Source organism: Nonomuraea lactucae (assembly GCF_003313395.1).
Lineage (GTDB): Bacteria > Actinomycetota > Actinomycetes > Streptosporangiales > Streptosporangiaceae > Nonomuraea > Nonomuraea lactucae.
On record NZ_QNFZ01000220.1, the window covers coordinates 1 to 12786 of the forward strand.

General features: G+C 72.9%; 15 protein-coding genes. 6 read left to right on the forward strand and 9 right to left on the reverse strand.

What is annotated here, in order from left to right; translation table 11 throughout:
• On the forward strand, nucleotides 1-851 hold an 851-nt coding region (locus DQW85_RS13700; protein ID WP_113700699.1), incomplete at its 5' end, for a lytic transglycosylase domain-containing protein.
• Between the two features lie 36 nt (nucleotides 852-887).
• Here DQW85_RS13700 and DQW85_RS13705 read toward each other — a convergent pair.
• Complete coding sequence (locus DQW85_RS13705) at nucleotides 888-1889, reverse strand: threonine/serine dehydratase (protein ID WP_113700700.1); 1002 nt, start codon at nucleotides 1887-1889, stop codon at nucleotides 888-890.
• A gap of 60 nt (nucleotides 1890-1949) precedes the next feature.
• A complete protein-coding gene (locus DQW85_RS13710; RefSeq protein WP_113700701.1) occupies nucleotides 1950-3122 on the reverse strand; it encodes a trans-sulfuration enzyme family protein in 1173 nt (390 codons plus the stop codon).
• Nucleotides 3123-3423: 301 nt separating this feature from the next.
• Between DQW85_RS13710 and DQW85_RS13715 the strand changes: the two genes are divergently transcribed.
• Nucleotides 3424-4221, forward strand: a complete 798-nt coding sequence (locus DQW85_RS13715) for a GNAT family N-acetyltransferase (protein ID WP_113700702.1) — start codon at nucleotides 3424-3426, stop codon at nucleotides 4219-4221.
• A 66-nt stretch (nucleotides 4222-4287) separates the two neighbouring features.
• Here DQW85_RS13715 and npdG read toward each other — a convergent pair whose 3' ends face one another.
• The gene (npdG, locus tag DQW85_RS13720; RefSeq protein WP_113700703.1) at nucleotides 4288-4941 is read right to left on the reverse strand and encodes an NADPH-dependent F420 reductase; all 654 of its coding nucleotides are present in this window, start codon (nucleotides 4939-4941) and stop codon (nucleotides 4288-4290) included.
• Between the two features lie 150 nt (nucleotides 4942-5091).
• The gene (locus tag DQW85_RS13725; RefSeq protein WP_205315100.1) at nucleotides 5092-6231 is read right to left on the reverse strand and encodes a lipase family protein; all 1140 of its coding nucleotides are present in this window, start codon (nucleotides 6229-6231) and stop codon (nucleotides 5092-5094) included.
• A 171-nt stretch (nucleotides 6232-6402) separates the two neighbouring features.
• On the opposite strand from DQW85_RS13725, the gene DQW85_RS13730 reads away from it, so the two are divergent.
• Nucleotides 6403-6996 (forward strand): hypothetical protein, encoded by a 594-nt coding sequence (locus DQW85_RS13730; protein ID WP_113700710.1) that lies wholly within the window; start codon nucleotides 6403-6405, stop codon nucleotides 6994-6996.
• 55 nt (nucleotides 6997-7051) lie between these two features.
• On the opposite strand, the gene DQW85_RS13735 is transcribed toward DQW85_RS13730, so the two are convergent.
• Complete coding sequence (locus DQW85_RS13735) at nucleotides 7052-7993, reverse strand: LysR family transcriptional regulator (protein ID WP_113700705.1); 942 nt, start codon at nucleotides 7991-7993, stop codon at nucleotides 7052-7054.
• 72 nt (nucleotides 7994-8065) lie between these two features.
• Here DQW85_RS13735 and DQW85_RS46795 point away from each other — a divergent pair, with 72 nt between their 5' ends.
• Nucleotides 8066-8317, forward strand: coding sequence for a CBU_0592 family membrane protein (locus tag DQW85_RS46795; protein WP_240197156.1), 252 nt, complete (start codon nucleotides 8066-8068; stop codon nucleotides 8315-8317).
• Complete coding sequence (locus DQW85_RS13740) at nucleotides 8314-8976, forward strand: cyclase family protein (RefSeq protein WP_275888202.1); 663 nt, start codon at nucleotides 8314-8316, stop codon at nucleotides 8974-8976. The genes DQW85_RS46795 and DQW85_RS13740 overlap by 4 nt, the downstream gene beginning before the upstream one ends.
• An 18-nt stretch (nucleotides 8977-8994) precedes the next feature.
• On the opposite strand, the gene DQW85_RS44450 is transcribed toward DQW85_RS13740, so the two are convergent.
• Nucleotides 8995-9171, reverse strand: coding sequence for a hypothetical protein (locus DQW85_RS44450; protein ID WP_162794964.1), 177 nt, complete (start codon nucleotides 9169-9171; stop codon nucleotides 8995-8997).
• A 32-nt stretch (nucleotides 9172-9203) separates the two neighbouring features.
• On the opposite strand from DQW85_RS44450, the gene map reads away from it, so the two are divergent.
• Nucleotides 9204-10052 carry a type I methionyl aminopeptidase gene (gene map / locus DQW85_RS13745; RefSeq protein ID WP_113700707.1) on the forward strand — a complete coding sequence of 283 codons (849 nt, stop codon included), beginning with the start codon at nucleotides 9204-9206 and terminating at the stop codon, nucleotides 10050-10052.
• On the opposite strand, the gene DQW85_RS13750 is transcribed toward map, so the two are convergent.
• From DQW85_RS13750 to DQW85_RS13760, 3 genes are all read right to left on the reverse strand, one after another.
• Nucleotides 10039-10428: a sensor histidine kinase gene (locus DQW85_RS13750; protein WP_113700708.1), complete on the reverse strand. Its 390-nt coding sequence runs from the start codon at nucleotides 10426-10428 to the stop codon at nucleotides 10039-10041. The two genes, map and DQW85_RS13750, sit on opposite strands and share 14 nt — an antisense overlap.
• A gap of 204 nt (nucleotides 10429-10632) precedes the next feature.
• Nucleotides 10633-12609, reverse strand: a complete 1977-nt coding sequence (locus DQW85_RS13755; protein WP_113700709.1) for a bifunctional copper resistance protein CopD/cytochrome c oxidase assembly protein — start codon at nucleotides 12607-12609, stop codon at nucleotides 10633-10635.
• On the reverse strand, nucleotides 12606-12786 hold a 181-nt coding region (locus tag DQW85_RS13760), incomplete at its 5' end, for a hypothetical protein (RefSeq protein ID WP_420819159.1). The genes DQW85_RS13760 and DQW85_RS13755, both read right to left, overlap by 4 nt.

Here is a 12786-nt window from a genome sequence, read left to right on the forward strand (position 1 = left end):
CGCCCAGCGCCGCACCGAGCGGCGCCCTGGGCACCGGACAGAGCGGCGTGCCGGGCCAGACGCCGGCCCCAGGGGCCGACGTGCCCGCGCCCGAGGTCCGCATCCCCACGGACCCCGCCAGACTGGCCGCCGCCCTGCGGAAGACGACGGCCGCGCTGGACGAGGCGATCGACGGCTGGACCGAGGGCGCCAAGGGAGCGCACGAGGCGCCGCCGCGGGACGTGGCGCTGCTCGCCCTTCACCAGCAGCGTGTCTACCGCGCGATGGCCCGCGATACGACGCTCGCCCAGCGGACCATCGGGAGGCTGCCCAAGGGGCTGGCCGCCGAGGCCCGCGACAACACGACGGCCGTCGGCAAACTGCTGTCCATGGCCCGCCCGATCAGCGCGGCGCAGCGCAAGCGGATGCGGCTGGCCGAGCCGCTGCCCGCCGAGCGGGTGCGCGGCTACATGCTGCGCGCCGAGAAGCGGTTCGGCGTGGAGTGGGAGGTGCTCGCGGCGATCATGCTCGTGGAGACGAAGTTCGGCCGGGTCCGGTCGGCGAGCTCCAGCGGGGCGCAGGGACCCATGCAGTTCATGCCGGGCACGTGGCGGCAGTACGGGCTGGGCGGGAACGTCCACGACGCGCGTGACGCGGTGCCGGCCGCGGCCAACTATCTCAAGGCGTCGGGGGCGCCCGGCGACTACCGGCGCGCGGTGTTCGCCTACAACCACGACACCCGCTACGTGGACGCCGTCCTGGCGCACGCCCGCCAGATCAAGCGCGATTCCCGCAGCTTCTACGCGTACTACAACTGGCAGGTCTTCGTGCTGTCCACGGACGGCGACGTCCGCCTCACCGGCCCGCGCTGACCGCCACCCGGCGGGCCGCGCCGGGTGGGCGGCCGGTCATTCCGCGGTGAGGGTGGCCGGGTCGGTGTTGGAGCCGCACACGACGACGGCGACCCGCTCCCCGGGCGCGGGCACGTACGCGCCCGACAGCAGGGCCGCGTAGGCGGTCGCTCCCGCGTGCTCGGCCACCAGGCGATGCCGCTCCCAGAGGGTACGGCGGGCGGCCACGATCGCGCCGTCCGGGACGAGCAGGCTCTCCACCCCCGCCCGCGAGCAGATGTCGTAGGCGGTCCTGCCGATCCGGGTGGCGCCGAGGGCGTCGGCCGCCACCCCGCCGACCTCCACCGGCACCGGCCCGCCCGCCTTCAGCGCCTCGTGCAGGGTGGGGATGAGCTCCGGCTCGACGGCCACGATCCGCGGCCCCACCCCGGACCCGCCGCCCGCAGCCGCCCCGGTGCCCGCACCCGACCCCGACCCCGAGTCCGAGCCCGGATTCGGGCCCGAGCCGGAGCCCGCGCCGAGGGTGATGCCGGCGACGAAGCCGCCTCCGCCCACCGCCACCAGCACCGTGTCCAGGCCGGTCACCTGCCGCGCGAGCTCCAGGCCAGTGGTGCCCTGCCCGGCGATCACCTCCGGCTGGTCGTAGGCGTGGACCTCCAGGGCCCCCGTCTCGGCGGCCCGCTTGGACGCGGCCTCGGCGGCCTCGGAGTAGATCGCCCCCGTCTGGTTGATCACGGCCCCGAGCGCCTTCAGGCCGGCCACCTTCACCGGGCTGGTGACCTCGGGTACGAAGATCTCCGCCCGGACCCCGAGCGTGCGGGCCGCGTAGGCGACCGCCAGGCCGTGGTTGCCGCCACTGGCCGCGATCACGCCGCTGCCGGGCACGGGCCCGGCCGACAGGATCCGGTTGAACGCCCCGCGCACCTTGAACGACCCCGAGTGCTGCAACAGCTCCAGCTTGAGGAACAGCCCCGGCGAGATCTCGAGCACCGGCGTGCGCAGCACGTGGCCGGAGATCCGCCCGGCCGCACCGACCACGTCCTCGTACGTCACCGTCATCGCTGCTCTCCCTCGATCGTCACAGCCCCCGGCGGGCCGGCGCCGCCCAGCCGGGTCATGCTACGACAACGCCTGCTCGATGTCGGCCCACAGGTCCTCGGGATGCTCGATGCCCACCGCGACCCGCACGGTGCCCTCGCCGATGCCGTGCCTGGCCAGTTCGCCGGCGCTGAGGCCGCGGTGCGAGGTGGTCGCCGGGTGCAGGACGAGCGTCTCGACGCCGCCCAGCGACGGGGCCAGCAGCGCCAGCCGTACCGAGCTCATGAACCTCTCCCCCGCCGCGCGCCCGCCCGCCAGGTCGAACGAGAACACGCCGCCGAAGCCGGGCAGCAGCTTGCCCGCGAGCTCGTGCGACGGGTGCGACGGCAGACCGGGCCAGTGGACGGCCGACACCGCGGGGTGCCCGTCGAGCCGGGTGGCGAGCAGGCGGGCGTTCGAACAGTGGCGCTCCATCCGCAGCGCGAGCGTCTGCAGGCCGCGCAGCGTGAGCCAGGCCGCGAACGGGTCGGCCGAGGCGCCCAGCTCGATCGCGAAGTGCCACACCGTCTCGTAGAGCCCGTGGGCGCCGAACACGGCCAGCCCGCCGACCACGTCGGTGTGCCCGGACAGGTACTTGGTGGCCGAGTGGACGACGACGTCAGCGCCGTGCTCGATGGGGCGGCACAGCAGGGGCGAGGCGAACGTGTTGTCCACCACGGACATCAGCCCCAGTTCGCGGGCGGCGGAGCACATGGCGGGCAGGTCGGCGACCAGCGTCATCGGGTTGGAGATGGTCTCCAGGTAGACGAGCCTGGTCTCGGGCCGCACGGCCTCGCGCAGGGCGGCCGGGTCGTTCTCGGGCACGTGGGTGACGGCGATGCCGAACCTGGCCGCGAGCTCGTTGATCATCGCGGCCGTCCCGCCGTACAGGGAGTTCTGCGCGATCAGGTGGTCGCCGGGCTTGAGCAGGCCGAGCAGCACGACGTTGATCGCGCCCATGCCGGATCCGGTGGCGATCGCCGCGACGCCGCCCTCGAGGTCCGAGACGGCCTGCTCCAGGGAGCGCACCGTGGGGTTGGTGTAGCGGCCGTACACGAACGGGCCGTCGGGGCGTCCCATCGCGTCGGCCATCACCTCGGGGTCGTCGAAGACGAAACCGGAGGTCTGGTAGATGGGCACGGTGATCGGCCGGCTCTGCTCGACCGACGGCATGGGCAGGTGGACGGCGCGGGTTTCCGGGTGGAGTCGGCTCATGCCATCCAGGATGTCCGGGAGACGGCCGTGATGTCAGATCCAATTCCACACAATTGGTCCATGAATTTGGGAGGCGGGTGGTGGCCTGCGTCTTCGCCGACGCCCACGGGCCGCCGAGGAGGAGTTCCTGCCGTTCCTGCGCGGCCTGGCGGACGGCGACGGGGTGCTGCCCCGGTGGACCGGCTGGCGGAGCGAGGAGGACGTCGAGCCGGACGCCGTCGCCGGCGCGCTGCTGAAGCTCGCGCGGATCTCGTCGGCCGAGTACACCTAGACTCGAGGGCGAGGAGAGTGGGACGGGGGCGTGTCCGAAGAGCGTCTGACCGACGGCTGGGAGCCGGGCCTCGAAGCCGGCGACTCCCTGCTGCGCCGGTTCGTGCTGGCCAACGCCGAGCGCAACGCGTTCGTGGCGTCGTGCGCGGGCGGGCGGTTCACGCGCTGGGGGGACCTGGCCGCGGCCGACCCCGGCTCGCCGATCCTGTTCGACAACGCGGCGGTGCTGCTGCGCCCGCCGCCCTACGTCGACCTGCCCGACATGCTGCGGCGGCTCGTCGAGTTCTACCCGCCCGAACGGCACTTCGTCCTGCTGTCGGCGTGGCCGACACCCGACCTGTCCGTGGCGGGACTGCGGCTGATGGGGCATCCCCCGTTCATGTTCCGCCCGCCGGGGGGCGAGCCGCCGTCCCTGCCCGTGGGGCTGCGGATCGTCGAGGTCACCGACCAGCGGGCGCTGGACGACTTCGTCACCACCCTGGTGCGGGCGTACCCCATGCCGGGCGCGCAGGGCACGGTCCTCGGCGGCCTGCGGGTGCTGCGGGGGCCGATCCGCCTCTTCGTCGGCTACGCGGGCGGCCACCCCGTCGCGACCGCCGGCGCCCGCCTCGGTCACGGCATCGTGGACGTGGAGTGGGTGTCCACGCTGCCGTCACATCGCGGGCGCGGCATCGGCAGCGCCCTCACCTGGGCGGCCACCCTCACCGATCCGGCCGCGCCGGCCACGCTCATCTCCAGCGACGAGGGCCGCTCCGTCTACGAGGCGATGGGCTACCTCCCGCTGACTCGGCTGACGATGTGGCACCGCCCGCCCGAGTTCACGGCGTGACGAGTCGGCCGGGATCGGCGTCCGGGGCCGGGGCCGGGGCGCCTCGCGAGGCCGGCGGGCGGGGGCTCAGATGTCGGTGACGCGGATGCCGGCGTGCGCCTTGTAGCGGCGGTTGATCGAGATGATGTTGGCCGTCAGCGCCTCCACCTGGAAGGCGTTGCGGAGCCGGCCGCCGTAGACGCCGCGCACGCCCGGGATGACCGACGCCAGCGCCTGCACCAGGTCGGTGGCCTCCCGGTCGTCACCGAGCACGAGGACGTCCAGGTCGACCTTGTCCACCGACGGGTCCATCAGCACGACGGCCGAGACATGGTGGAACGCCGCCACGACGCGGCTGTCGGGCAGCACGGCGGCGGCCTGCTGCGCGGCGCTGCCCTCCTCGACGAGCAGCGCGTACGCGCCCTGCTTGTCGAAGCCGAGGGGGTTCACGCAGTCGACCACGATCTTCCCGGCCAGCTCCTCGCGCAGCGACTCCAGCAGCGCCTTGTGCCCCTCGTACGGCACCGCGACGATCACGATGCCGGCCTCGGCGGCGACCGCGGCGTTCTCCGCCCCCCGCGCGCCGTGCCCGATGGAGTCGGCCGCCTCCTGAGCCCGCTGGGCGCTGCGCGACCCGATCAGCACCGGGTGCCCGGCCAGCGCGAACCGCCGCGCCAGCCCCTTGCCCTGGTCTCCGGTGCCGCCGAGAATGCCGATGGAAATCCCGTTCACGTCAGTCATGTCCCAGATGATGCCAGCCTCAGCTTCCGGGGCCCGCGCCAGGGAGGGGGCACGGGCCGGGGGGTGGCCGAGCCCGGCCGGTGGAGGGCCGGGCTCGGGGATCGGAAATCGGGGATCGGGGATCGGGGATCGGGGATCGGGGATCGGGTGTCAGCAGTTGCCGATTGCCGGTAAGCCGAGGATGCGCAGCGCCAGCCATTCGATGGCCAGCGGCCCGCCCTCGATGGCGCCCGTGATGTGGTCGGGTGCCGGGAGCGACACCCATCGCGCGTTCACACCGGCGGCGCAGTACTCCCACCGGAGCCTGGCGCCCACCGCGTGCGGGATGGTCTGGTCACCCCGCGCGTGGTACAGGAACACCGGCACCCGCGGCGGCCTCGCGCCGAGGCGGTTCTCGGCCAGGCGGGTCTGCCACTTGGGCTGGTTGAGCAGGTCGACGGGGCTGAGGTCGGAGAACCTCAGTCCGGCGAGCTTGCCCAGGTCGCCCACGCAGTCGTCGGCCGCGTCCGCCATCAGGGCGCGGCCCCGGTCGTTCAGGTCGGCTTCGAGGTCGAGCTCGGGGTAGGCCGCGTCCAGCCCTACGCCCGCGACCGCCGCGAGGCCGAAGTCCTTGGTTCCGTCCAGGTGCGCGGCGACGGCGTACAGGTCGGCTGGGACGCCGCCCGCCGCTGCGCCCTTGAGCCGGAGTTCGGGCGCGTACGAGGGCTGGAGCTGCGCCGCCCATCCCGAGGACGCGCCGCCCTGCGAGTAGCCCATGACCGCGACGGGCGCCGAGGCCGACAGGCCCGCGCCCGGCACCCGCGTCGCGGCCCTGATCGAGTCGAGCACGGCGTGCCCCTGGGAGACGCCCGCCATGTACGTGTGCGTGCCGGGAGTGCCGAGGCCCTCGTAGTCGGTGATGGCCACCGCGAAGCCCTTCAGCAGGAACAGGCTCACCAGGGCCAGCTCGGCCTCGCGTCCCTCGCTCATGCTGACCGAGGGGGCGCACTGGTCGCCGAGGCCGTGGGTGCCGGTGGCGTAGCCGATGACGGGCCGCCTGCCGAGGTACGGCGCCTTGGGGACGAGCAGGGTGCCGGACACGATGTTCAGCGAGCCGGTGGCGGAGGTGGAGTGGTAGAGCAGGTGCCAGGCGTTCACCGGCACTTCGAGCAGCTTGCCTGGCAGGAGGTAGACGGTGGTGGGGCGGGCGGAGACGATGTCTCCCGCCCCCGCCGCGCGGGCCGGCGTCGCGAAGAGCGACGCGATCAGTAAGAGGATCGTGAACATGCTGACGCGGACACGTAGTGTCATGTGCCGCCCCTCTCCGGGGGGATCGCTCTTGGGGGGTCGGCGGCGCCGCGAACCGATCGTTACTCGACAGTAACCTGCTGTCAAGGCCTGAAATGACGCCGAAACAGGACTCCTGTCAGGGGAGACGGCGAAAGCGCCACCCCGGCGTCACCCGTCGTGCACTATGGGGCCATGGACGCTGGCTCGGTGGCCTTCCTCCGCGAGGTCCTCGCCGAAACCGGATGGATCGAGCGCACCCGCGAGCTCGGCCTGGCGCTGCGGGCGACCCGTTCCGCCGGTGGGCTGCTGCTGGTGGGCACCCCGGACGACGAACCGTGGCACCTCACGGCGCACCTCGGCGACGAGGCCCGGCTGTCGGGCCTGCCCCAGCTCGCCCCCACGCTGGTGCGCTGGACGCCTCCGGCGGGCGCGCCCGCGCACCTGAGCGTCGGGCTCGACCGCATCCTGCAGGCGGGGCGGGGGGAGACGCTGTTCGTGGTGGCCGAGCGGGAGACGCCGGTCCCGCTGCTGGAGCGGGTCGACGACGCCCGCCGCACGGGGGCGACGATCCTGGCGCTGGAGGGCGCGGGACCCGAACTCGCCGGCTCGGAGCTCGCGGGGCTGGCCCACGACACCATCGCGGTGCCCGCCGCCGGGCCGGTGAGCTTCGACGGCGCCCAGCACCTGGTGAGCGCCGCCGCCGGGGAGCTCACCCCACGGCCCCGCCTGCGCGAGCGCCTCGCCGTCCTCCTGGAGAGGCTCTCCGGCCCCCGCGTGAACGAGTAGGCCCGGGGACGAGTAGGCCCCGGGGGACGAGTAGGCCCCGGGCACGCCGAGCCGGCTAGAGGGGGTGGAGGTGGCCCTTCAGGGTGGCGTCGAGCGCGGCCGTGGCGTCCTCGATCGCGCCGATCACCACCGCCTGCACCGGGTCCGGCTCCCCGGACCGGGTGCGGCTGATCCGCGTCACGGTGTCCAGGCGGCGCGCCCCCACGTCCCGCAGCTCGCTCACCCGGACCTCGCCCTCAGGCACGTCGAGCAGGGCCAGCGTGGGCACGATGGCCACCCCGTGCCCGGCCGCCACCAGCGCCAGCGTCGGACCGAACTCAGTGATCACATGCACCTTGCGCGGTTCGAAGCCGTGCAGCCCGGCGAGCCGGTCCAAGGCCTGGCCGCACGCGTGCTCGGGCTTGCTGGCCACCCACGGGACGTCCGCCAGGTCGGCGACCGAGCGCGGCAGGTGGGGCCAGTCGGGGGGCACCACGATGCGGTACTCGTCCACGTACAGGACGCGGGTGGCCAGCGACGGCTGCGACAGCACGGGCAGGCTCATGTCCTGCTCCGTGATCAGCACGTCCACCGCGCCGAGCCGCAGCTCCTGGAGGGCCGGCGGGCCGTACACCTCGCGGATGATCGGGACGATCTTGGGGTGGCGGGTGGCGAGGTCGCGCATGGCCGGCACCAGCATGTGCTTGACCACCGTGGGGAACGCGGCGATCCGCACGGGGCCCGCGAGCCGTTCGGTGAAGCGCGTGAGCTCCCGCCGGGCCTCGGCCAGCTCCTCCTCGACCCGCTCGGCGTAGCCGGCGAGCACCCGGCCCGCGGGCGTGAGGGAGACCCGGCGCTGCGAACGGTCGATGAGGGCGAGCCCCACCTCGCGTTCGAGCTGGGCGAGCTGCTGGGAGACGGCGGAAGGCGTGAGGTAGAGGGCCTCGGCCGCGCGCATGACCCCGCCGCGGCGGGCGACCTCGTGCAGGACCCGCAGGCGCCTGGGGTCGATGTCCATACAGGAGAGCTTACGCCCTAATTTAGATGTCTTTAATTGCGCTTTATCGCGATGGTTTCGAAAATATGACGTATGGACCTCCTTCTCCACGCCATCGGGTGGATCGGCGCGGGCCTGCTCGTGTTCGGTTACGGCATGGTGTCCACCTCGCGCATGTCCGGCGACAGCGCGCACTACCAGGTGCTGAACCTCGCCGGCTCGGCCGCCCTCATGGTCAACAGCGCCTACAACGACGCCTGGCCGTCGGCCGGCCTCAACCTCATCTGGGCCGCGATCGGGGTGGTGTCGCTGGTCAAGCTCGCCCGGCTGGGCGTGGCCCAGTGATCGTCGAGCTGAGCCACCGGATCGTGGAGGGAATGGTCACCTACCCGGGCGTGCCTGGGCCGGTGCTCGGGACGCATCTCAGCCGGGAGGACTCGCGCGAGGTGTACGCGCCGGGGACGGAGTTCGAGATCGGCACCATCACGCTGGCCGCCAACACCGGCACTTATCTGGACACGCCCCATCACCGCTACGCCGGCGGCGCGGATCTGTCCCAGGTGCCGCTGGAGCGGCTGGCCGACCTGCCCGGCGTCGTGGTGCGCGGGGTGGTCAGGCCCAGGGAGGTAAGGCCCAGGGAGGTCAGGATCGACGAGTCGCTCGACGTGCGCGGTCGGGCCGTGCTGGTGCACACCGGCTGGGACCGCCACTTCGGCACCGAGGAGTACGCGTACGGGCACCCGTACCTCGCGCCGGAGTCGGCGCGGTGGCTGGCGGAGCAGGGCGCGGCGCTCGTCGGCATCGACTCGCTGAACATCGACGACACGCCGCCGCGCGGCGAGCGCCCGGCCCACACGATCCTGCTCGCGGCCGGGATCCCGGTGGTCGAGCACCTGACCGGGCTGGTCGCGCTGCCCGGCGAGGGCTTCCGGTTCCACGCCGCGCCGCCCATGGTGGCGGGCATGGGCAGCTTCCCGGTGCGGGCGTACGCGGTCGTCCCCTGAGGCCCGGCGGCCGCGGGATCACTCGTCGTCCAGGTCGGCCTCGTCCCATGCCTTGTTGCGGTCGGCGGCGCGCTGCAGGGCCCCCGCGGCCTCCTGCTCGCTGGAGTAGGGACCCATCCGGTCCTTGTTGGGGCACCCGCTGTCGGGCTCGACCCGCATGTGCTTGAGGCAGAACCACCACTGGCCATCGCTCACGAGGCTTATTCTGCCCCGTAGACTCGTGTTTCATGACGACACTGCTCCAGCCCGGGCGCGTTTCGCCCATGCGCAAGGTTCCCGCCCACATCGAGCGGCCGGAGTACGTCGGAAAGAAGCGCCCGAAGACCGGCGAGCCCGACGTCAAGACACCGGAGACGATCGAGCGCATGCGCGTGGCGGGCAGGATCGCCGCACAGGCCCTCGAGGAGGTCGGCAGGCACGTCCGGCCGGGCGTCACCACCGACGAGCTCGACCGGATCGGCCACGAGTTCCTCATCGACCACGGCGCCTACCCGAGCACGCTCGGCTACAAGGGCTACCCCAAGTCGCTGTGCACCTCGATCAACGAGGTCATCTGCCACGGCATCCCCGACGACACCGTCATGCGCGACGGCGACATCGTCAACGTCGACATCACCGCCTACATCGGCGGCGTCCACGGCGACACCGACGCGACCTTCTGCGTGGGCGAGGTGGACGAGGAGTCACGGCTGCTGGTCGAGCGCACCCGCGAGGCCACGATGCGGGCGATCAAGGCGGTCGCGCCGGGCCGGCAGCTCAACGTGGTCGGGCGGGTCATCGAGGCCTACGCCAAGCGGTTCGGCTACGGCGTCGTACGCGACTTCACCGGTCACGGCATCGGCACGACGTTCCACTCGGGCCTCATGGTGCCCCACTACGACGACCCGTCGCTGCTGGTGGAGCTGGTGCCGGGCATGACGTTCACGATCGAGCCGATGCTGACGCTGGGCACGATCGAGTACGACATCTGGCCCGACAGCTGGACGGCCGTCACCAAGGACCGCAAGCGCACGGCCCAGTTCGAGCACACGATCCTGGTCACCGAGACGGGCAGCGAGATCCTCACGCTCGCCTAGGCACCACGCCGGTCACGGTGGTGCCCTCGCCCTGCACGCTGTTGACCGACAGAGTGCCGCCCACCTCGGCGAGGGCGGCCCGCATCCGCGCGATGCCGGGGCCGGCCTGCCCCAGGCTGAACCCGTGCCCGTGGTCGCTGACCGTCATGCGCACCCCGCCCTTGCCCACGGTCACCGCGATCGACACGGCGCGCGCGCCGCTGTGGTGTTCGACGTTGGCGAGGGCCTCGCGGAGCGCGGTCAGGACGGCCTGAGTGATGCGCGCCGGGACGTCGGCGGTGGGCAGGGCCCATGTCTCCACGCGGATGCCGGTGCGCCGGGACCATTGCGCGAGGTGGCTCTCGACGGCCTCGGCGAGGCCGCGCCCCCCGCGCATGCGGGTCTCTTCCGACAACTCAGCTCGCCTTCCTGGGCACCCCGACCAGTGCCGGATCCCACCCCGGCGCTCCCACACCGTCGCGCAACCCCCCTCAGGGTCTGCGCACACCACTGCGATGGTGATGCCCTTCTCCCCCTGCGGCAAGGCTACCTGTCGGGTTGGATACGCGCGGCGGGAAGATAGATTGCCGTGACCGAACGGCTACTCACCCTTGTCGGCGCGGTTGAGGCGGGCCAGGTAGGCGTTGTAGGCGTCCAGCTCGGTGTCGCCGCCGACCCGCTCCGCCCTGCGGTCGGCGCGCCTGGCCTGGCGGTCCTCGTCCTGATACCACTGCGCGGCGATGGCCAGCAGCACGATGAGCGTCGGTATCTCGCCGAACCCCCAGGCGATGGCGCCGCCGTTCTGCTGCTCCTCCAGCAGCGGCCCGCCCCAGGTGCGGCCGAGCTGCTCGTACCAGTCGGAGGCGATCAGGCTGCCCGTCATCATCAGCGCGACGCCGAAGAACGCGTGGAACGGCATGGTGACGAAGAGCGTCAGCAGCTTGCCCACGTACGGCAGGCGGTACGGCCCCGGATCCACGCCGATGATCACCCAGAAGAACAGCGACCCGCTGATCAGGAAGTGCAGGGTCATCCAGATGTGACCGAGGTGCTCCTCCATGGCGGAGGCGAACAGCGGCGTGAAGTACAGCGCGTACGTCGAGGCGATGAAGATCGCGGTGGCGATGCCCGGATGCGCCACGACCCGGACGAGCCCGCTGTGCAGGATCGTCGTCAGCCACTCGCGCGGGCCCCTGTCGCCCCGCCGGGCGGCCGGTTTGAGCGCGCGCAGCGCGAGAGTGACGGGGCCGCCCAGCACCAGGAAGATCGGCACGATCATGGACAGGGTCATGTGCTCGATCATGTGGACGTCGAACATGACCTTGGCGTAGCGGGCCAGGCCGCTCTGCGTGGCGATGACCAGGATCGCCACACCCGCGAACCAGGAGGCCGTGCGGCCCCACGGCCAGGCGTCGCCGCGCCTGCGGAGCCTGATCACCCCGGCGGCGTACAGGCCGGCCAGGGCCGCGGCGACGAGCGCGAAGAACAGGTCGAGCCACCACAGCGAGGCGATGTTGGCCACCGAGATCGGCGGCGGCATCGGGAAGCCTAGCAGCTCGAACGCGCGGTCGGCGGGCACGCTGGCCGGCGGGGGCGGCGTGCGGGAGAGCGCGACGGCCAGGCCCACGGTGGCGAGCATGAGCAGCGTCTCGCCGGCCGCCAGCCGGGTGAAGGCCCGGGGCCGGCTCCGGGCGAGCGCCTCCAGCGTGCGCTGCCTGTGCCACCAGCCGACGTAGCCGAGCAGCACGAAGGCGACGATCTTCGCCACGACCAGCACGCCGTAGGCGGACGTCCACAGGTCGGAGAGGGAGGTCAGCCGCGCGAGCGCGCTGAACACGCCCGAGACGCCCACCCCGACGTAGCACCACAGCGCCAGCTTGGAGAACCTGGCGGCGGCGATGTCGAGCTGCGGCGCGCCGCGCACGGCGTGGGCCGCCAGGACGGCGAGCCCGCCGACCCATGGGGCGAGCACGAGCACGTGCAGCGACAGGGCGCTGGTGGCCAGGTTGTGGTTGGGTGAGGAGGCGGCGTGCCCGGTGAGCGTGGGCGGCAGCAGCGTCACCAGCGCGAATCCCAGCAGCCCCGCCGCCGCGCCCGCCGTGATGGCGCCGCGCGAGAACAGGGCGATGGCCAGGCCGAACAGCGCCACCAGCGTCAGGGCCACGCCCTGGCTGGTCTGGGTGGCGTAGTGGCTCAGGTAGGGGCCGTTGAGCAGCGCCTCGGTGATGGGCATGGACGACGTCTCGGCCGTGGCGAACAGCAGCGCGAAGAAGGCGCCCGCGCTCCACGCCAGGGCGGCCCACGCGGCGGCCCGCACGTAGCCGGCCGCCGGCTTGCCGAGCATGCCCTTGTCGCTCGGCAGCAGGACGGTGGCGGCCAGCAGCAGGCCGACGGTCAGCGCCCCCGCCACGTCCATGGTCAGCTTGGACAGCGGCACACCCCAGCGGGTGAACGTACCCGCGTCGGGCAGCCCCGGAATGATCCTGGGGAAGGCCGCGCCTCCGGCGATCATGGCGATCACCAGGCCGGCGATCGCGGCTCCGGCCCCCGCGAGCGCTAGACGCGCGGCTCTGGTCACGGTCTCTTCTTCCGCGTGCTCAGCACGAGCCCGATGCCGATGCCGGCGAGCGCGCCGACCACGACGAGCAGCCAGACGGGGAACGCCACCCGGGCCTGCCTCTGCGTCGCCGCCTCGGTCGCGCCGGACTGCGCGGGCGGGGCGGACTGCGCGGGCGGGGCGGACTGCGCGGGCGGG